Annotated in this window: 19 protein-coding genes, 1 tRNA gene, 1 pseudogene and 1 riboswitch; of the genes and pseudogenes, 6 read left to right on the top strand and 15 right to left on the bottom strand. The window is 37.7% G+C overall.

Translation table 11 applies throughout. The features are described from left to right. A partial coding sequence (locus tag FJR38_RS20450; RefSeq protein WP_168539091.1) for a glycosyltransferase family 2 protein occupies window positions 1-696 on the top strand: 696 nt, incomplete at its 5' end. 204 nt (window positions 697-900) lie between these two features. On the opposite strand, the gene FJR38_RS20445 is transcribed toward FJR38_RS20450, so the two are convergent. From FJR38_RS20445 to FJR38_RS20395, 11 genes and pseudogenes are all read right to left on the bottom strand, one after another. Further along, window positions 901-974 (bottom strand) — tRNA-Arg (locus FJR38_RS20445). A 33-nt stretch (window positions 975-1,007) separates the two neighbouring features. Continuing rightward, a pseudogene (locus FJR38_RS20440) lies at window positions 1,008-2,106 on the bottom strand (tocopherol cyclase family protein). 10 nt (window positions 2,107-2,116) lie between these two features. After that, complete coding sequence (locus tag FJR38_RS20435; RefSeq protein WP_168539089.1) at window positions 2,117-2,866, bottom strand: M50 family metallopeptidase; 750 nt, start codon at window positions 2,864-2,866, stop codon at window positions 2,117-2,119. A gap of 340 nt (window positions 2,867-3,206) precedes the next feature. Continuing rightward, the gene (locus FJR38_RS20430; RefSeq protein WP_168539087.1) at window positions 3,207-4,124 is read right to left on the bottom strand and encodes a site-specific DNA-methyltransferase; all 918 of its coding nucleotides are present in this window, start codon (window positions 4,122-4,124) and stop codon (window positions 3,207-3,209) included. A 77-nt stretch (window positions 4,125-4,201) separates the two neighbouring features. Then, window positions 4,202-4,636, bottom strand: a complete 435-nt coding sequence (locus tag FJR38_RS28680; protein ID WP_371418254.1) for a hypothetical protein — start codon at window positions 4,634-4,636, stop codon at window positions 4,202-4,204. Continuing rightward, a complete protein-coding gene (locus tag FJR38_RS20420; protein WP_168539085.1) occupies window positions 4,617-5,096 on the bottom strand; it encodes a Panacea domain-containing protein in 480 nt (159 codons plus the stop codon). Before FJR38_RS20420 ends, FJR38_RS28680 begins: the two co-directional genes overlap by 20 nt. 38 nt (window positions 5,097-5,134) lie before the next feature. Then, window positions 5,135-5,536, bottom strand: coding sequence for a hypothetical protein (locus tag FJR38_RS20415; protein WP_168539083.1), 402 nt, complete (start codon window positions 5,534-5,536; stop codon window positions 5,135-5,137). A 5-nt stretch (window positions 5,537-5,541) separates the two neighbouring features. After that, window positions 5,542-5,760, bottom strand: a complete 219-nt coding sequence (locus FJR38_RS20410; protein WP_168539081.1) for a hypothetical protein — start codon at window positions 5,758-5,760, stop codon at window positions 5,542-5,544. Window positions 5,761-6,006: 246 nt separating this feature from the next. Continuing rightward, window positions 6,007-6,612 carry a hypothetical protein gene (locus FJR38_RS20405; RefSeq protein ID WP_174764072.1) on the bottom strand — a complete coding sequence of 202 codons (606 nt, stop codon included), beginning with the start codon at window positions 6,610-6,612 and terminating at the stop codon, window positions 6,007-6,009. Continuing rightward, window positions 6,602-7,741: an XRE family transcriptional regulator gene (locus FJR38_RS20400; protein ID WP_168539079.1), complete on the bottom strand. Its 1,140-nt coding sequence runs from the start codon at window positions 7,739-7,741 to the stop codon at window positions 6,602-6,604. Before FJR38_RS20400 ends, FJR38_RS20405 begins: the two co-directional genes overlap by 11 nt. A gap of 107 nt (window positions 7,742-7,848) precedes the next feature. After that, a complete protein-coding gene (locus tag FJR38_RS20395; RefSeq protein ID WP_168539077.1) occupies window positions 7,849-8,742 on the bottom strand; it encodes a hypothetical protein in 894 nt (297 codons plus the stop codon). A 106-nt stretch (window positions 8,743-8,848) separates the two neighbouring features. On the opposite strand from FJR38_RS20395, the gene FJR38_RS20390 reads away from it, so the two are divergent. Together FJR38_RS20390 and FJR38_RS20385 are read left to right on the top strand one after the other, a co-directional pair. Beyond that, on the top strand, window positions 8,849-9,079 hold the full coding sequence (locus FJR38_RS20390; protein ID WP_168492019.1) for a hypothetical protein: 231 nt from the start codon (window positions 8,849-8,851) through the stop codon (window positions 9,077-9,079). After that, entirely contained in the window at window positions 9,069-9,416 is a 348-nt protein-coding gene (locus FJR38_RS20385) for a type II toxin-antitoxin system PemK/MazF family toxin (RefSeq protein WP_168492020.1), read from the top strand. The genes FJR38_RS20390 and FJR38_RS20385 overlap by 11 nt, the downstream gene beginning before the upstream one ends. Before the next feature lie 168 nt (window positions 9,417-9,584). On the opposite strand, the gene thiC is transcribed toward FJR38_RS20385, so the two are convergent. From thiC to FJR38_RS20370, 3 genes are all read right to left on the bottom strand, one after another. Beyond that, complete coding sequence (gene thiC / locus FJR38_RS20380; RefSeq protein WP_168492022.1) at window positions 9,585-10,958, bottom strand: phosphomethylpyrimidine synthase; 1,374 nt, start codon at window positions 10,956-10,958, stop codon at window positions 9,585-9,587. Between the two features lie 8 nt (window positions 10,959-10,966). Next, a riboswitch (TPP riboswitch) is annotated at window positions 10,967-11,063 on the bottom strand. Between the two features lie 301 nt (window positions 11,064-11,364). Next, window positions 11,365-12,357, bottom strand: a complete 993-nt coding sequence (locus tag FJR38_RS20375; protein ID WP_168539075.1) for a pentapeptide repeat-containing protein — start codon at window positions 12,355-12,357, stop codon at window positions 11,365-11,367. Window positions 12,358-12,427: 70 nt separating this feature from the next. Continuing rightward, entirely contained in the window at window positions 12,428-13,342 is a 915-nt protein-coding gene (locus FJR38_RS20370) for a hypothetical protein (RefSeq protein ID WP_168539073.1), read from the bottom strand. A gap of 566 nt (window positions 13,343-13,908) precedes the next feature. On the opposite strand from FJR38_RS20370, the gene FJR38_RS20365 reads away from it, so the two are divergent. The 3 genes from FJR38_RS20365 to FJR38_RS20355 all read left to right on the top strand — a co-directional run bounded on the left by FJR38_RS20365 (window position 13,909) and on the right by FJR38_RS20355 (window position 17,627). Continuing rightward, window positions 13,909-14,901 (top strand): iron ABC transporter substrate-binding protein, encoded by a 993-nt coding sequence (locus FJR38_RS20365; RefSeq protein WP_168492150.1) that lies wholly within the window; start codon window positions 13,909-13,911, stop codon window positions 14,899-14,901. A gap of 3 nt (window positions 14,902-14,904) precedes the next feature. After that, the gene (locus FJR38_RS20360) at window positions 14,905-16,521 is read left to right on the top strand and encodes an iron ABC transporter permease (RefSeq protein WP_168539071.1); all 1,617 of its coding nucleotides are present in this window, start codon (window positions 14,905-14,907) and stop codon (window positions 16,519-16,521) included. A gap of 65 nt (window positions 16,522-16,586) precedes the next feature. Then, window positions 16,587-17,627 carry an ABC transporter ATP-binding protein gene (locus tag FJR38_RS20355; RefSeq protein ID WP_168539069.1) on the top strand — a complete coding sequence of 347 codons (1,041 nt, stop codon included), beginning with the start codon at window positions 16,587-16,589 and terminating at the stop codon, window positions 17,625-17,627. 127 nt (window positions 17,628-17,754) lie between these two features. Here FJR38_RS20355 and FJR38_RS20350 read toward each other — a convergent pair whose 3' ends face one another. Continuing rightward, entirely contained in the window at window positions 17,755-18,750 is a 996-nt protein-coding gene (locus FJR38_RS20350) for an aspartate carbamoyltransferase catalytic subunit (RefSeq protein WP_168539067.1), read from the bottom strand. Between the last annotated feature and the right edge of the window lie 59 nt (window positions 18,751-18,809).

The following is an 18,809-nucleotide window of genomic DNA, read 5'->3' as shown; positions in this document are numbered from 1 at the left end:
AACACAGGTATTAAAGCTGCTAAAGGTGAAATCATTGCTTTTACTGATGCTGATTGTCGTCCCCAACCCCAATGGTTAAAGACATTAATTCAACCTTTTATAAATTCCGAAGTAGTCATTGTTGCTGGTGAAATTGTAGCTCTACCAGGTACAAGTTTATTAGAAAAATTTGCAGATAAACAAGAAACATTATCTCAAAAACATACCCTTGCTCATAAATTTTGTCCCTATGGACAAACCGCAAATTTAGCAATTCGTCGTCACATTTTCCATACTTCAGGTTTATTTCGTCCCTATCTTACCACAGGGGGAGATGCAGATATTTGCTGGCGAATTCTTAAAGCTAACCTTGGTAAATTAGAATTTGCTCCCAACGCTATTGTTCAACACCGTCACCGCATCTCCATGAAAGAATTAGCCAGTCAATGGCGACGTTATGGACGTTCTAACCGTTATTTACATGAATTACATGGTGTTGAGTTAATGAAGGAAATGAACACCAAAGAATACGCTTATTGTCTACTGCGTTGGTTCTTGAAAGAAGTACCAAGAGAAACTATTAAAAATATTATTGGTAAAGCTAAATTGATAGATTTATTAAATACTCCCATTGGTTTATTCACTGCGAAAGCGCGATCGCAGGGACAAAGAGAGGCGCAGTTACCAGAAAATGCCAAAATCATTGAATGGTTGTAGTCAAATTAATTGACAATTGACAATTGATAATTGACAACGTTTAATAACTAACTCCTTCTTCTTGTCTCTTATACGGGCGTATCTCTGATGGGACTGGAAGCATCAGCATTCGGTGTAAGGGCGAAGCATTCGGAAAATAAACTTGGGAAAAAACTGATAATTGGTCGCCCGAATGCTTCGCCCCTACTAAATTATGGGTATAAACGGGATCGGTGCGGATCGAACGCACGGCCTAGCGCTTAGGAGGCGCTCGCTCTATCCAACTGAGCTACAACCCCAAAGATGAACCAAATATTATCATAGCAGTATTTTTAGTGAGACTGCCAGTAATTATCCCAATTATCACCACCGATTTCTAAACCGCAAAGATTACTACTTGCATTGAGGATAACTTGAGATTTACCACCATTAATTTCTCGTAATTCTAAATTTAGTTCCCCTTGCATTGTATCTCGACAACAAAAAGTTAAACCATCGGTTGTTGGTGCGCGGAGTGGTGTTCCTGGTAAATGAGTAGTTCCTGTCAGTTCAACTTCATAATTTAGGTTTTTGGCTTGCATTTGCCATCTACCCCCAAGGCTGAATTTGCCATTTTACTTCTGAGTTCCACGGAACAAATTCATAAAATTTGCCTTGGTGGTGGATACCAATCATCGCGACGGATTCCATCCACCATAATACACCACGTCTGCCACCGCCGGCTGTTAAAGCTAAGTCGGGTTGATTAATAAAAGAATTGCAATTTAGCCAAAACCATTTTTGCGGAAATGCACCACCCCAATTTTTTTCTGAGTATGCTGGGGCGTTTGTAAACTCATAAATTTTACCATGCCAATCTATCCAACCACTGGCTAAACCGTGAGCCATTAAAATTTGCCAACCGGGTTCAAATATCTGCGAAAATGATAGCCAACCTGCGGTTGATTGCTGGAGGCTATTTTGATTTCCCCATGCGTATACGGGTTGAATTTCGTACTCCCAACGGCAATAATTACCAGTAGCAGGATCAGTAATTATACCTTGATTTAAGGTGGCTGTAGCTTGATAACCTTCTTGAATATGGTGGGAAAATTCATTGGGGAGGAGATACAGGGGAGATACTTGTAAGTTAGTTTTTCCCCAATGTCCTAATGCTAAGTTATCCCTACTTGCCCAAAATTTGTGGACATCAGGAAAGGTGCGACAGAGGTATTCATCATTTATGCCCAGGATTTGGGCTGCACCACCGCTGTAGGGTTGATTACCGCTTGGATCTTCGATGGAGTACATGAAGGCGATAGTTTGACCAATTTCGGGCAGTGTGACGCGGTAATACCAACCTTCAAAGAAGCGACGACTGCTACCGTCCCAATGATAGCCGCTGTGGGGGGTTTGGGTTAAATTAAGGAGGTTTTTGGGAATATTTAACATAGGTGATATTTTATTGCTGCTTTGTGGAATAGGCAACGCGGAGACTTTGGACTAAGATAATGAGGGAGGCGATCGCCATTAAGAATCCCCAAAACCAATAAGGTAAAAACAAATATCGCTGCATTTGTCCTGTATCTGATAGTCCTAGTGGTCCTGCGGTATAGCTAAATAAATAATCAAGTTGATGATAGGTACTTACACAAGCTTGCACACCTAAAAATTTAATCGCAAATCCTTGTACCCAAAGAGGTGTTTTGAACGCAATTGCTAATACCATTAAACCTAACAGGGGAATGGCCACAAAACCAAACAAAGAACGCACCCAAATTAATGTAGATAGCAATAAAAACCCACCTAAAATCTTCAAACTCAAAGAAGCTGTCTTCAAACTACGAGAAGCAAGAATCAAGCTTGCACCAGCAAGAGGTGGACCCATTGGACCCGCAGCCGCGACTAAACCGATACCCAAGTATCCCCATGTTCTACTTAAAGAATAATGAGCTACACCAGAACCGTTCCCGAAAATTTCTAATCTTTGGAAATTTCCCCCTAACATCAAGGCCATCAAACCATGACCCATTTCATGAAACCAGGTTGCTAGTATAGAAAATGGGTATAAAATATAATTACCTATGGGTATTTGCCACATAATTGCAGTAACTACACCTGCTATTACTAGCCAGGTTAACCCCATTTCTTCTACTTCTACTGGAGTTTCTTGAGTAAATAGAGATTTGAAATTTTTACTTGGTTCTCTCATTAGTGGCTATCCTTGCAGTAATTACACCAATTAGTTGAGTATTCTTGAATCCATCCTAATTTACTTCCAGAGCAAGTAGGCAAATTCCTATAAAAATTAATCTTCGTCAGTAAATATTTTATAAAATAACGTAGTTATGACGTTTTTCTATATCTGCTGACCAAGTTTAGTTCTTCCTAAATTAGTTATGAACAACAAGATCCCCGATTCTTGCAATATTTACAAATAAAATAGGATTGCTATATCAATACCTTGTCCAAATCAAAAAAAGTCTTGATTTGTAGGTTGGGTTGACGCTCTTGTTACCCAACAAATGTAATCTTTATCAAATACTCTAGTTTTATCGAATAGACTCCCTCCGTTCTGAATTTTTTCGATCAAAGATGATCCATTCGGCCTTTGTCATGGGACGGACATTTTCTAATCTTTTAATTGCCCAAGAATTATAATCAATATTGAGATCACATCCCATCCAGCGACGATTAAGTTGTTCTGCAACCACAAGAGTTGTTCCTGATCCTGAAAATGGATCAATAATTAAATCTCCTTCCTGAGACGATGCAAGCACAAATTTTCGTAATAATTCTTCTGGTTTTTGAGTTGGATGAGGTGTTGTTTCACCCATTCCATTACAAGTAGTAGGAATCTCTATCACGTCTTTAGGCTTTGCACCTTTTGGGTGAGGTGTCCAGTTATTATATTTTTTAGTTTTACCTTTTCCATAAGCACTTGTTTCGGCTTGGGGATGGGTAGGATATTTTAATGTATGTGCGCTATAAGTAATTCGCACATCGTCAATATTAATTTTAGCTTGATCTGATTTACGAAAATGAATGATACTTTCATGGGATCTTCCCCAATCGTTACCTAAGTTAGCTTTGTTTTTATAATGCCAAATTAACCAACGACAATTTTTAAAATATTTTGATGCCGGATATTTTAAATCAGCTAATATTTCGGAAAAACCACAAATGTAAAGAGATCCGGTGATCTTGAGAATACGTGAAGCTTGACTAATCCATTCAATTGACCACTCAATATATTTTTCTTGGTTCTCAAAATTATCCCATTCAGCTTTTTTAATATTATAAGGTGGGTCAGCAAAAACTAGATCAACGCTTTCTGAATCAAGAGAAGCTAACCAATCTAACGAATTACCTTGATAAATCTTTCCGCAAGGATGGGTATATTGTAATTGAAATCCTTTTGTTAAAGGTGATAATTTTTGTTGACTGATTTGTTGATCTATAACTCCCATCACTTTCATTTATTACTATTATAATATTGGTATGAATCAGAATTTTCCCATATCTGAAGTAGTCATTGTTAATTTATTTAAGAATAAAGTTTGTGATTTGGATCTAACCAAACAATATAAAACACATTTTCAATAAAAAAACCATGAACTCTACCATATTCGTTGGATGAAAGTTGAAACTGATATGGTGTATCTACTAACTGTTCTTCATTCAAAAGACCAAAACCAGTTTCAGTGGTATCTTTCCAGTTTATTGGATGACAGCGCAAATTTTTGGCATTTTTTACTGTCATTTCGTTGACTGTCATACTTGATAAATCCCGCAATCTCTGAAGCAAAGTTTGTAAATATTTAGCATCTTTATCCTTAATCGAAAATTTATCATTATCATATTGAAAATAAGTGTAAGAGAAACTAATTCCTTTCGCAGTTTCAATTTTTGTAGGGTTTATTCCTAGTGATGAAATTTGGTTAATATTCAGTTTTTTAATTTTATTCTTTTTCTGCGGCACGTTTCTTGTAATACTCCCTCATTGACTCTTTACTAATAATTGCATTACAGGGGGCATCCATAGGTAGATTACCTCTAGCATTAATCCAAGGATCTTCTCGATGGATCATTTGCTCTAACTCAAAAGTATCACAACCAAAATAAATTTCTGTTACTTGTTCTAAAAACTCATTAATTTCATTAGAAAAATTTGGTTTTTCAACTTCTTTTAAAATTGGCATCCATGCAAATTGTTTATATTGTTCATATAATTTAGGAATTACTGAACCATGAATCCATGCTTCAAAATCATCATCAAATAAAGGTTGATCATAAATAGCTAAATACCAAGCTTGAGCATAATAAACAAGTTTTTGCAGTTTCAAGTTGCTGATATATGAGCCTGTTTCTCTAGCTTGCCAAATAAAGTAATTGGCAATTGTTTCTGCTGTTAATTGTGAAGTTCCGACTGTTGAAATCATGGTACTAATTTAAACATTTAGGGATAGAGGTTATTTTCCTAAGACTTAGGTTTAATCTCAAATTCAAGTTGGGAACGATAGAAAGAAACATCAAATTCCATAAAAAAGTTAGTTTGTCCCAAAATTAAAGGCGCATTTGGTTTACTCACCCATGCAAAAGCCAATCTAACTGAGGGAAATTCACCTATTTCAGCATTTGCGAAAAATGGCATGGCTGCTTGACTGAGATTACCTGCTAATTGGATAATGGCTTTACTCTCATCCCACACCCCACCTAATTGAAGCCCCATTTCATAAGGTAAAACATTGATAGTCGCACCACTATCTACTAAACCAAGTCCTTCTACTATTTGATCTCCTCGACGTAAAACTAATGGAACTCTTGGTAAACTATCAAATTCGTTTTGGCTGGGGTGGCTTGTTGAATACTTAAACCGCATAAAATTTAATCATTAGAAACTGAAACTGATTGATTTAGTGCTTCCATGAGAATTTCCCCAGCCCCGAAGTTATTATAAGGCGTTGGTAGGTGATATGTTTTGAAGGGTTCTAATGGAGAAATATCTTCAGCGGTGTCCAAATCTTCTGCAAGGATGCGAATTAATTTGAGCTTTTCTGGTGCTGAAAGTTGTCGAATTGACGGGAGTAACTCGGTTAGTGTCATATTTTACTGCTCAATTTTTTTAAGGGGTATCAGAGTCAGAATTACCTTATTCTATTTTATCTAAAAGCGATCGCACTCTCCAAAATCACCCTACGAGCGATCGCACTCCCAAAATCACACTACAGCGATCGCACTTCTCTAAAATCACATCACAAGCAATCGCTCTCCTCAAAATCTTACTACAAGCGATCGCATTCCCAAAATCATCCTACAAGCGATCGCACAAAAACTAATTTTTCAGGTTACTTATTTAGTATCATTTTCTTTTTCTATATTTAAATACGTTTTTGACCTGTAATCTAAAGCTCTATAATACATTTCAGTAAAGTATTGTGCTAAAGGACGCTTATATTTTTTATGATCATTAATAATTGGTTCTAAATCAGTATCACTCAAAAAACTTATAAAGACTAACCAGCCAAGCAAGTGGGGTGTAGTTTGCACAAGCTTAGGAGGTATAACTTCCACAGCAAGATTTCTAGCTTTTATTTCATCTGTCAAAAAAGCTTGATGAGTTTTCTTAGCAAATGCAATAGAGGTTAATTCTCCCTTTCCTAAATTTTTACGCTTTTGAAGAATTGAGACTTCTTGTAGATCTTCAATATCTAAATTATAGTTTTTGATTTTTCCTTCTTCAATTGCTTTTCGGATAATATTTTGTAGTTCAATACTTTCCGGTGTATACGTTGTTCTCGGTTTATCCAAACACTCATAATATACGAAGCTAGTACAACAGAAATGGCATCCTGCTGATTGAGCAGCTACGTAAAGAAGTGAAGATGAAAAAATATTATCAATAGCACATGAATCAACAACATTTAGTTTGTGAAATTCAGATGGATTAATCGCCATATGTTAAAGTTTGTCCGTAAATATTTGCAAGGTTTTGTAATTCAGAATTATCAACTAAAAGCATTTCTGCTAATCTACCTGCTGATATGAAATTTTGATAATAAGCATCAAAGCATAGTCCTACGTAAAAAGTTGATAGGCCTCTTTTTAGTAATTCCTCTTTACGCTGTCTAGATCCTGTTGATAAATCTTCGGGTAGTTCTGGATCAACTTTCATATATGATGGTACTTTAACTGATTTTACTTGTGTTTCATCAGATATCAAATTAGCACTCTTTAAGGCATAAGCTAAGGCTTCTGTGCTAACCTTTAATTTACTTGCCCACTCAATAGCCTTATCAGGATTCCAACTTCTAGAATCTGGAATATTGCTGAGGAACTCTGGAGGCATCAGATAACGAGATGCAAATGTATTTGCTCTGACTTCAACAAAATTTTTTTTGTCTGACACAAGGGAAAGAACAAAATCTTCTTCTTCGTCTAAAATTGCATGAGCAGATTCATGTGCTGCCGTAAATCTTTGTCTATAAACATCTTCACTGTAATTAACTAGCACACACTTACCAGCTACAGGATGTTTAATATATAAACCAGAGATATTTGAATTGCCTAATTCACGGCGGAAAATATGAAATCCTAAACGGCGAAAATCATCATAAATATTACTATTTACTTGATTCCAAGAATATCCTAAATGCTGTCGGAGTTTTTTTGCTGCTTCTTCCCCATGACCCTTGAAGTAATTTCCTACTGTGGTAAAGCTAAATGGTTTGTAGTCTTTTCTGGGAATTAGACTTAATAAAAAATCTTCACACTCGCAGAGAAAAAGAAACTCTTGAACAGCCCAACGGTCTTCTTTTGAAAACTCATCACCATGCTTTCTAAATAAAATTTCAGTTTGCTCAAAAGGTGCTAGTTTTTCATTTGATATAAAGAACTGGTAATCACATTTATAGTAATCTGCTAATATCAAAACTTCGTCGCCTGTCGGTTTTTTCTCTCCATTTTCAAGAGCAGTTAAAGATTGTATTGAAATACCAGTTGACACTGAAATTTCATCAAGTGAATTTTCAAATTGCGCTCTGTATTTTTTCAATTTTGAACTGAATAGGGCAAGATCAAATGTCATACAACTAATTCCCCATAACACAATTCTTTAACTCCGTCAACACATCAGCATCAAACAAAAATCAGCAGTTTGGGAAATCTCCTCAAACTGCCAAAAAATATATTACCCTAACCTTCCTCACTACTCAATCTTTGCAACAACTCCTCACGGGATAAATTACCCAAAGAAAGAAGTAACTGAGTGCGTTCAGAAATAGGAATGTTAGCAATCTTTTCCACCAAACCAGATAACTCAGCATCCAAACTACCAAAACGCCCTTCCAGAAGAGAAGTTATCAAATAAAGTTGTCCTTCTTGCTTCCATTCTTCTATTTGTTGTAAATAAGCTGGTGATAAGTTCATAATTACTTCCTCTTGTTCCTTACTTAAATTATCTCTCAATTCTAAATTCTTGCGCCAGTCCGCTAAAATTTCTAACAAATTTTCTCGGAAAGGGTTATTTTCAGGTAACTCAGTTAACTCCTCCACTGCTCTTTTCTGCGTTCCTCCTTTACCCAAAACTCTCAACCATAACGTATCTTCATTTTCTGGTAATTGATGAATCACAACTATTGCTGTTTTCAGGATATTCGGCAGAAAATAAACACCTTGAACCCAATCTTCGGCAATTTCAACTGCACCTAATCCGGTAATCATCCGAGATGAAAAAGTTGGTGTTAAAATCCATAAAATCGGTAATTCTGATTCAGCAATATTTCTGTTTTCCCGTTTCGCTTTCCTGACTACATCACCATGAACAGCATATAATTTAAGTAAACAACTGCGAATTTCTATTTCTGATGGTGGGTTGCGAAAAGGCTCAAATAAATATTGAGTTTTTGCCATCTTCCCTAATAAACCTAAAGGTAGATTTTCCTGATTTTGAGAAGGAAATGGTTCAAACCAAACATCAATTTCTTGAACTTCACTTTTAACTTTTTCGCTTTTTTTAATTGTTCCTAGAGGCGTTAATAATTCCTCTAGATATTCTTTGGCGAATTGATCATGAGATTGTCGAGTCATTTGATTATACAAAAAATCACACTAAACATGAAAAATGTTATATAATAAGTATGTTACTGTAGTAATTATACTTTTAATAGTAGTTTATACTCTAAAAATTAAACTAATGTTACAATCAATCGAAGGCATTTACAAAGACGGGAAAATTGAGTTAACTGAAACGCCAACAGGCATAAATACAGCACGAGTAATTGTTACCTTTCTTGATGCAAATGCTTCTATAAATTTGTCATCTCGCGGAATTAATGAAGAACAAGCCGCAAATTTAAGAGCTAGATTACAATGTTTTGCACAAGATTGGGATCAACCAGAGATGGAAGTTTACGATGCCTTATAATCGCGGTTCAGTAGTGCTGGTTTTGTTCCCAGACTCAAACTTAAAAACTGCTAAACGTCGTCCTGCTTTAGTTGTTCAATCTCACAATATTGGTACTGGTTTATCCCAAACTATTATAGCTATGATTACCAGTAATATTTCTCGTGCTGGACACCCTAGCCGAGTATTTGTGAATATAGCAACACCAGAAGGAAAACAAACGGGATTAATTACTGATTCTGTGATTATGACAGACAATTTAGCAACTGTTTTAGATACAGAAATTGATAAAGTTATTGGTTTTTGCTCAGAAATGTCTTTAGTAGATGCAGCACTCAGACATACATTAGAAATTTAACGTGGTGTTTTGTATAAAATAGTGTTTCTGCATTTGGTAAAAAATGGCTATTGCTCTAACAAATTATCTAAAATAATGTTAATATTTAGAGATTTTGATTCAAGCACAGTTAAACGATTAATATCGTTACCAGGTTTAACCCAGTAACGATGTTTAACGAGAATTATCTTAGCTTTGCGCTACAGGTTCTTTCGCCAAAAACTTCTCCAACTCAGTCAAAGCATCAGCATCAACCTTAGTCTGCATAGGACAGAACTTAGGTCCACACATAGAACAGAACTCAGCGGTTTTATAGATATCTGCTGGTAAAGTTTCATCGTGATATTCCTTCGCTCTTTCTGGGTCCAAAGATAACTCAAATTGACGATTCCAGTCGAAATTATAGCGAGCCGCTGAAAGTTCATCATCTCTATCTCTAGCACCAGGGCGATGTCTAGCAATATCCGCCGCATGAGCCGCAATTTTATACGCAATTAAGCCATTACGCACATCTTCAGCATTAGGTAAACCTAAATGTTCTTTAGGTGTCACATAACATAACATTGCAGTACCATACCAACCCGCCATTGCAGCCCCAATCGCTGAGGTAATATGGTCGTAACCAGGAGCAATATCTGTTACCAAAGGACCGAGAACATAGAAAGGTGCTTCCGAACACTCTTCCATTTGCTTGCGGACATTGAACTCAATTTGATCCATAGGTACGTGGCCGGGTCCTTCCACCATCACTTGGACATCATGTTCCCAGGCTTTGCGGGTGAGATTTCCCAGGGTTTTCAGTTCTGCTAACTGGGCTTCATCGGACGCATCATGGGTACATCCTGGACGCAGGGAGTCGCCTAAACTGAAGGAAACATCATATCTTTTGAAAATCTCAATGATGTCGTTGTAGTGGGTATACAGGGGGTTTTGTTTGTGGTGATGCAACATCCACCGCGCCAAAATTCCGCCACCACGAGAAACAATACCTGTAATCCGGTTTCTGACTAAAGGTAAATGTTCAATCAAAATTCCCGCGTGGATGGTTTGATAGTCTACCCCTTGCTGGGCGTGCTTTTCGATGATGTGGAGAAAGTCGTCAGCGGTGAGATTTTCGATAGTGCCGTGAACGCTTTCTAAAGCTTGGTAAACTGGAACAGTCCCAATGGGAACAGGTGAAGCGTTGATAATTGCGGTACGAATTTCATCTAAATTACCGCCACCTGTGGACAAATCCATCACGGTATCAGCACCGTATTTTACCGCCAAGTTGAGTTTATCAACTTCTTCTTGCAGGTTGGAAGAGTTAGGAGAAGCGCCGATATTGGCGTTAACTTTGCACTTAGAAGCGATACCGATCGCCATCGGTTCTAAGTTAGTGTGATTAATATTCGCAGGGATAATCATCCGTCCCCGTGCCACTTCGGCGCGAATCAGTTCAGCCGGCAGGTTTTCCCGCTTGGCTACGTATTGCATTTCTTCAGTGATCACACCCTGACGGGCGTAGTGCATTTGCGATACGTTTTTTTGTCCACGTCGCTTGGCTACCCATTCTGTACGCATTATGAAATTCCTCAAATATACAGCTTCCCTCCGCTGGTATTACCCAGACTCAGGTGTTAAGGGTTTGATCTCAGCTTGGTTTCTCAAGCACCCCTAGCATGAATGGAATTGTAGCATTTTGGTTATATTTGGGGGGCGGGACGTTATAAATTGTGAAGATTTGGATTGTGTGGTGCTAACTAATGGCGTTGCTGAATTTAGATATACTCAAAACGGCTTAATCATTTGATTCTATAGGTAGGGGTAATTCATGAATTACCCCTACACATCTAGGAGAGTTTTCCCAATTTTAGAAAAGTCCAAGTCCTAACCGTGTTTAGTATATAAACTTTAAAAATTCTATTTCTCAAACTCTTACTCTTTGCGCCTCTGCGTGAAACAAATTCAAACTTTCACTCAGCCACTCCTAACTAATTGTACCATCTGGCATAATCGCTTCATGCAAATTTGCGCCCATCAGATTTGTACTACTCATTTCGGCTCTCATCAAATTTGCCTTACTTAAATTAGCACCAGTTAAGTCTGTTCTCGCTAGATAAGCATCTACTAAATCTGCTTCAGTTAAATTAGCCTGACGCAGGTTAGCCCGACTGAAATCAACTTTACTCAACCTCGCAAAACTGAGATTTGCTAAACTCATCTTGGTTTTAGTCAGTATAGCACCGGGCATAATTGCTCCAGATAAATTTACCCTTGTCAGTTCAGCTTCACTGAGATTTGCTCGTTCTAATTTTGCATTCATGAGGTTAGCACTTTGCAAATTAGCGCCCTCTAGATTAGCGTCGGTGAGAAACGCACCTTGTAAAATCGCTGCACTCAAATCAGCACCACTCAAATCCGCACCACGTAGCATAGCCTCACTTAAATTAGCACCACTCAAATCAACCTTAGCTAAGTCTGCACCGGTTAAATTAGCGCCCCGCAAGTCAGCTTTATGCAGGTTAGCACCCCGAAGAATAGCACTACTATAAGCTCTTTTTTCTTCTCGCAAATTAGCGCCTCGGAGGCAAGCACCTGTTAAATTAGCGCCACTTAAATCAGCACCACGCAAATCAGCACCCATTAAGTTAGCATCTAAAAGATCAGCTAAAGTTAAGTTAGCATTCCGCAAATCAGCACTCTGCAAAGTTGCACCATGTAAATCGGCATCATGCAAGTTAGCACTCATTAACCGCGCTTGATTAAGATTTGCACCACTGAGATTTGTAGAAATTAGATTTGTTTGAGTGAGAATAGCCCTATTTAGATAACTAAAAATAAGAATGGCGTTACTTAATTCTGCCTTATTTAAGATAATACCAATCAAATCTGCACCAAATAAATTTACTCCATTTAAATTTACTTCACTAAATTGGATTTCTCCATTTGCATATCGTTTGAGCAGATCCTTAGCATTCATATTTTTCTCCTTGTAAGCGCCACATTTTTTATTGAATTTTATAAAAATTAATAATGATTAAAATTTGTTTTTATTGCTGGTTTTTCATATTCTCTATAGGAGGAACTATAAATTGACAGGTACTAGCCTCGTGGTCATCATCTTCATAAATATAATCATCAACTTCAGTAAATAGTATGGGATTATTAGTATTAACTAAGGGTCTAGTTTCTGGAGATGAATTATTATTTAATAGTTGATATGGGTTGGTGCTAACTGATATCTTACTATATAAACTTCGCATACATTGAATTATCGCCCCAGCAGCTTGAATATTTTCATCTATCTTTCCTAAAGATTTAACAGCAGTATTTAGTTTAGATTCAAGTTCTGAGATAGTTGGACAAGAAACAGATAATCTTTGCAATAAACTATCAAGTTCTTCTGTTCTTAGTTTAAACCAATCTTCCTGATTAAAAGTAAATTTATGATCAAGTGCAGAAAATATAACTATTTTAGCCCTTAATGGATTAGTATATTTCATAAGATTTTGTCGTAAATCAAAATAATTATATTGTGACGGTTTTATATAATTTGCTGATATTTTTTCTGGTTCAGAAATGATAGATTTTTTTTGAATAGGTTGATTTAATAATAATCCCGTTGCTTCTTCTTGATCAGATGGAGATAATATTCCTGTAGCTTCTTCAGAGTTTAAATATAGTTTTTGAATTTCATTAACAATTAGATTTGCAACTAGAGCGTATTCACCTGGTTTATTAAGAGTGTTGACAACATTAGATAATGTGGAATTTAAGTTATCAATAGTTGGATTTAAATTACATAATTCCCGAATTAATTTTGTTAATTCAAATCTATCGAGTGTATCTTGATCATTCTCCCAAATATTTTTACAAGCACAGAATATCAACTTTTTAATTCGTTTTGAGTTTTCATGCTCTTCTAAATAGTTTGCTACTTCATTAAGACTAGATAGAGTTATCATCGGTAAATCTCCAGCGCAGGTATCAGATAAAAATAGATTATAGCTGGATTTGCGCTCTAGTGAGTAGCAAAAGTTTTCGATTAGTTCAGTAAAAAGGGGAGACGATAAGTCAACTTATTTCAAAAAGCAAAAAAGAAACCCAACATTATTAACTGTAGAACATTTCGATACCCCTCAGCAGGAACTATATGATAATATTTTTCATCTGTGAGCTATTGTGTTTCCAGCATATACCAGATTTAATAAAAAATATTGTCAAGTAAATAGTAAGACTTAATTAACAGTATTTATCAATACCAAAAAATAAAAAAATCATCATGCTGTGGATTGCAGGCTCTACTACGCTCATAATTAGTGTCTAAATTCCTTGTGTTCTTGCTTGCGTAGAGGAAAGTTGATCTTGCTGACAAGATAGTTTCTTATTTAGAACGGGAAGGAAATCTAAAATTTATGAGAATACTTCTTGATTCATTGTACAGATTTATGGTATTGATTAAGACTGTGAGATTATTGCTTAAATTTCCTGTTAAACGAATTGGAGGCTAGAATTGAAAAGTTCAACATTGATGAAAGCATCGGCAGCAGGTTTAGCTTTGATGGTCAGTGCGGGCATAGGATTAAGTGTAAACGCGCAAACAAAAACCATAACTATCTATTCTGGTAGAGGGGAGAAACTGATTAAGCCATTGCTGGAACAGGCAGAAAAAGATTTAAAGTTGAATATTCAAGTGCGTTATGGTGATACAGCAGAGTTAGCGATCGCTATTCTGGAAGAAGGCAAAAATAGCCGTGCAGATATATTCTTTGCTCAAGATGCTGGTGCTTTAGGTACACTAGAAAGACAGAAGCGCACCCAAACCATTCCCCCCAACTTACTCAACCAAGTAGATGCTCGTTTTCGCTCACCCAAAGGACATTGGCTAGGTATTTCTGGACGCGCCCGTGTATTTAACTACAACACCAATCTCGTAAAAAAGAACCAACTACCAAATTCTATTTGGGACTTAACCCGACCACAATGGCGTGGTAAAGTAGCATGGGCCCCAACTAATGGCTCATTTCAATCATTTGTCACAGGGATGCGGGTACTAGAGGGAGAACCCAGAACTCTGCAATGGCTCAAAGCCATGAAAGCCAACGGAGTCAAAGATTACCGCAACAATACAGCAATTGTCGAAGCACTAGGTCGGGGAGAAGCTCACATTGGTTTGGTAAACAACTACTACCTAGCTAACTTCAAAAAGGCTAATCCTAACGTTCCTGTAGCTGCTCACTACACCAAAAAAGATGCAGGTTCAATGATTAACATTGCCGGAGTAGCAATTTTGGACTCTAGCAAGCAAAAATCTGACGCAGCAAGATTTATCAGTTACCTACTCAAACCAAGTTCACAAACATACTTTGCCAAAGGTACTAATGAGTATCCCTTAGTTAAAGGTGTACCAGGTCCAGCCAACCAAGTACCACTGAGCCAGATTAATCGCCCAAATCTCAACCTAACGAACTTGAATGATTTGCCAGGAACATTAGAATTATTACAGGAAGCAGGAGTTTTGTAGAAATTGAAATCGGTTCGCCCTCCATTATTTTTGACATTAGCGGCTGGAGTAGTGGCAGTAGCCATTGCTCTACCGTTAGTTTATTTAGTCATCCGTACCATAGGTATTGGTGGGGAAGAGTTATGGAAATTAATCTCTCGTCCTCGGAATATCTCAGTTTTTTGGAACAGTGCAGCAATGGCCGCAACAGTAACCGTATTTTCTGCGCTTATTGCTGTGCCATTAGCATTTTTAACTGTGCGGACAGACTTACCAGCCCGCAGATTTTGGTTAATAGTCACAACATTACCCCTAGCAGTTCCTAGCTATGTGGGTAGTTTTGCGTTAATTGCCACTTTAGCGCCCAGGGGTAGCTTTTTGCAGTTGTTACTAGCACCTTTGGGGGTAGAAGAATTACCTTCCATTTATGGTTTTCCGGGCGCAGTTTTAGGTATTACTTTGTTTACCTATCCATATCTGCTATTAAGTGTCCGTTCTGGACTCCAAGGTATCGATCCTTCCTTAGAAGAAGCTGCCCAGAGTTTGGGCTATAGCAAGCGGCAAACCTTCTTTAAAGTTGTTTTACCCCAATTGAGACCATCCCTGATTGCGGGGGGATTGTTGGTAGCCTTGTATGCCTTGCGTGACTTTGGTACACCTTCCTTGATGCGGTTTGATACCTTTACGCGGGTAATTTTTCTGCAATACAAAGCAAGTTTTAACCGAAATTCAGCAGCGGCTTTATCATTAATGTTGGTGATATTGGTGTTATTGATTTTATGGTTAGAGTATCGAGTGCGATCGCGCGCAGCATATTATAGTCGTGGTTCAGCTTCCCTCCGTCCACCAAAAATTAGCAAATTAGGTATTTGGAAATGGCCAGCCTTTGCATTTTGTCTACTCATTACTAGTTTAGGCTTGGTGTTACCAGTGGCTATTACCTTATTTTGGTTAAGCAGGGGATTAAACACAGGCTACAACTTTCCTAACTTAATACCTGCTGCCCTTAACTCAGTTTCCGCTGCTGCATTAGCGGCTTTAGCTACCATTATTTTTGCCCTTCCCATGGCGATTTTATCTGTCCGCTTTCCCAGTAAAATTACAGCCATGATTGAACGCTGTTCTTACTTGGGATTTGGTGTACCGGGAATCGTTGTCGCCTTATCTTTGGTATTTTTTGGGGCTAACTATGTGCCATTTTTATACCAAACCTTACCAATGCTAGTGTTTGCCTATTTGGTATTATTTTTACCGCAAACAGTGGGAACAGTCCGTACATCCCTATTACAAGTAAATCCCCAACTAGAAGAATCAGCCCGAAGTTTAGGGAGAACAGCTTGGCAAAGTTTAAAAGATGTCACCCTACCTTTAGTACAACCGGGTATACTCAGTGGTGCAGTTTTGGTATTTTTGACAGCTATTAAAGAACTCCCTGCAACTATGCTATTAGCACCAATAGGTTTTAATACTTTAGCTGTGCAAATTTGGCAAGCTACAGAGAATGTAGACTTTGCTGATGCAGCGGCTGGTTCATTAGTTATGCTATTAGTCTCTATAGGTGCAACTTTATTGGTGTTATCTCAAGAGAATATCAAAAAAGAAAAAGTCAATCCTAAACGAGAACTCCAAACCAAGTTTTAATTTCAGCAACGCCCTATTTTGAATTGTTCCCTATTCCCTGTTTTTTGAATTGATATAATTGAGCCATGCAACAACCAATCCTCCAATTACAGAATGTCACCAAGCAATTTTCCCAAAGTGTTTCTCCAGCGGTAAATAATGTATCTTTAACATTGCCACAAGGAGATATCTTGGCATTGCTGGGTCCATCTGGTTGTGGTAAAACTACACTTTTGCGGTTAATTGCTGGCTTTGAACGATTACAAGCGGGAACAATCCAAATAGCCGGACAGGTAGTAAGTAATACCTCAACTAGCATACCGCCGGAACAGCGCGATATCGGCGTTGTTTTTCAAGATTATGCCCTATTTCCCCATCTCAATGTTTCAGAAAATGTCGCTTTTGGCTTACAACAATTTGGTAAAGAACAAAAACAAAAGCGCGTAGCTGAAGTTATAGAATTAGTCAGACTCCAAGGTTTAGAAAAACGCTACCCCTATGAACTTTCGGGGGGACAACAGCAGCGAGTTGCATTAGCTAGGGCTTTAGCGCCTAAACCCCAGATTATGCTTTTAGATGAACCATTAAGCAATCTGGATATTCAAGTTAGATTAAGATTGCGGGAAGAAATCCGAGATATTCTCAAATTAGCAGGGACTTCAGCTATTTTTGTTACCCATGATCAAGAAGAAGCACTAGCTATATCAGATATAGTTGGAGTTATGCAGCAAGGAAATTTAGAACAATTAGGTACACCGGAAGAAATTTATACCCATCCAGCATCCCGATTTGTAGCTGAATTTGTGACTCAAGCTAACTTTCTGCCGGCTCGTCGTCAAGGTAATTTATGGGAAACTGAATTTGGTAATTTTAGCATCCCCACTGATCATAAATACGATACTGGCGAAATCATGATTCGCCAAGAAGATTTAATTTTAAACCCAGCTACAAATGCACCTGTTGTGATTAGTACCCGACGCTTTTTAGGACGTGAATATCAATACTGTTTAAAAACCCCTTCTGGAAAAGAGATTCATGCTCGCATTATGGCTAATCAAGCTTTAGCAGTAGGGACACCAGTAGAATTGTCCATAGCAGATAATAAAGTACATATTTTTCCCAATTAACAGATTAGAAACCTCCAATTAAAAATCTCTCAAACTCTCATTCCGACCTGTCCTCTGCGCCTCTGTGGTATGCGTTTCACGCACGCTACGCTAACGTTTCTTCGGGAATTTATTTTTTAGAAATCCCTTAAGCTTTACCGCTGCCGATAAAATACAATAACGCCATTCTGACAGCTACACCGCTAGTAACCTGCGATTGAATTAAGCTAAATTCGGGATCATCCATTAAATCAGAACTAATTTCTACACCGCGATTAACCGGTCCAGGATGTAAAACTTTGACATTAGGTTTACAGAGTTTTAATTTACTGCGAGTAATGCCAAATAGTTGATGATATTCCCGTAAACTGGGTAATAAATGGGCTGACATTCGTTCTTTTTGTAAACGCAATGTCATGACAAAATCAGCATCTTTTAAAGCTGGTTCTAATTGCCAATGAGTAAATAATCTTTGTGAATTTTCTGTGCATCCTAAATATTCAGCAAAGAATTTAGGTAATAATGTGGGAGGTGCGGCTAGATGGACTTCTGCGCCACTAGCGGTGAGACTCCAAATATTAGAACGGGCGACGCGAGAATGTAAAATATCACCAACAATGGCAATTTTTTTACCTGCTAATAATTCTATTTTAGGTTGTGCGGGATCAATTAATGTACAAATCGTAAATAAATCCAGTAATCCTTGAGAAGGATGTTCATGTTGGCCATCACCAGCATTGAGGACACTAACTTTTACACCTAAACGATCCATTTCGTGAGCGATCGCTTGAGGAACTCCTGCATCTTTATGGCGGATTACCATTATATCAGTTCCCATGGCCAAATAGGTTTTTGCCGTATCTAAAATTGTTTCTCCCTTTGTCATAGAAGATGTCGCTGCTGCAAAATTCAATGTATCTGCACTTAATCGTTTAGCCGCAATTTCAAAACTACTGCGGGTACGGGTAGAAGATTCAAAAAATAAATTTGCTACAACTTGTCCTTGTAATGTAGGGACTTTTTTCGTCCTGCGTGATAATACCTCTTGAAATGAAGCCGCTGTTTGTAAAACGGCGTTATATTCAGCCGTTGTGAAGTCAGCTAGAGAGAGAATGTGATGACGATTCCAGGTAGTAGTAGGCATTAAGATTTGAGATTTGAGATTATTGAGGTAATTGTTAATCAGTAATCACGAACAATTCA

Source organism: Anabaena sp. UHCC 0253, assembly GCF_009712085.1.
Lineage (GTDB): Bacteria > Cyanobacteriota > Cyanobacteriia > Cyanobacteriales > Nostocaceae > Dolichospermum.
This window is presented reverse-complemented; position numbering and strand designations above follow the sequence as displayed.

Excerpts from the sequence above, each read along its gene's own strand:
- FJR38_RS20430 (WP_168539087.1), bottom strand. The coding sequence starts at position 4,124 with ATGGGAGTTATAGATCAACAAATCAGTCAACAAAAATTATCACCTTTA.
- FJR38_RS20365 (WP_168492150.1), top strand. The coding sequence starts at position 13,909 with ATGAAAGCATCGGCAGCAGGTTTAGCTTTGATGGTCAGTGCGGGCATA.
- FJR38_RS20375 (WP_168539075.1), bottom strand. The coding sequence starts at position 12,357 with ATGAATGCTAAGGATCTGCTCAAACGATATGCAAATGGAGAAATCCAA.
- FJR38_RS20420 (WP_168539085.1), bottom strand. The coding sequence starts at position 5,096 with ATGATTTCAACAGTCGGAACTTCACAATTAACAGCAGAAACAATTGCC.
- FJR38_RS20400 (WP_168539079.1), bottom strand. The coding sequence starts at position 7,741 with ATGACATTTGATCTTGCCCTATTCAGTTCAAAATTGAAAAAATACAGA.
- FJR38_RS20390 (WP_168492019.1), top strand. The coding sequence starts at position 8,849 with ATGTTACAATCAATCGAAGGCATTTACAAAGACGGGAAAATTGAGTTA.
- FJR38_RS20385 (WP_168492020.1), top strand. The coding sequence starts at position 9,069 with ATGCCTTATAATCGCGGTTCAGTAGTGCTGGTTTTGTTCCCAGACTCA.
- FJR38_RS20410 (WP_168539081.1), bottom strand. The coding sequence starts at position 5,760 with ATGACACTAACCGAGTTACTCCCGTCAATTCGACAACTTTCAGCACCA.
- FJR38_RS20395 (WP_168539077.1), bottom strand. The coding sequence starts at position 8,742 with ATGACTCGACAATCTCATGATCAATTCGCCAAAGAATATCTAGAGGAA.
- FJR38_RS20435 (WP_168539089.1), bottom strand. The coding sequence starts at position 2,866 with ATGAGAGAACCAAGTAAAAATTTCAAATCTCTATTTACTCAAGAAACT.
- thiC (WP_168492022.1), bottom strand. The coding sequence starts at position 10,958 with ATGCGTACAGAATGGGTAGCCAAGCGACGTGGACAAAAAAACGTATCG.
- FJR38_RS20405 (WP_174764072.1), bottom strand. The coding sequence starts at position 6,612 with ATGGCGATTAATCCATCTGAATTTCACAAACTAAATGTTGTTGATTCA.
- FJR38_RS20350 (WP_168539067.1), bottom strand. The coding sequence starts at position 18,750 with ATGCCTACTACTACCTGGAATCGTCATCACATTCTCTCTCTAGCTGAC.
- FJR38_RS20415 (WP_168539083.1), bottom strand. The coding sequence starts at position 5,536 with ATGCGGTTTAAGTATTCAACAAGCCACCCCAGCCAAAACGAATTTGAT.
- FJR38_RS20355 (WP_168539069.1), top strand. The coding sequence starts at position 16,587 with ATGCAACAACCAATCCTCCAATTACAGAATGTCACCAAGCAATTTTCC.
- FJR38_RS20370 (WP_168539073.1), bottom strand. The coding sequence starts at position 13,342 with ATGATAACTCTATCTAGTCTTAATGAAGTAGCAAACTATTTAGAAGAG.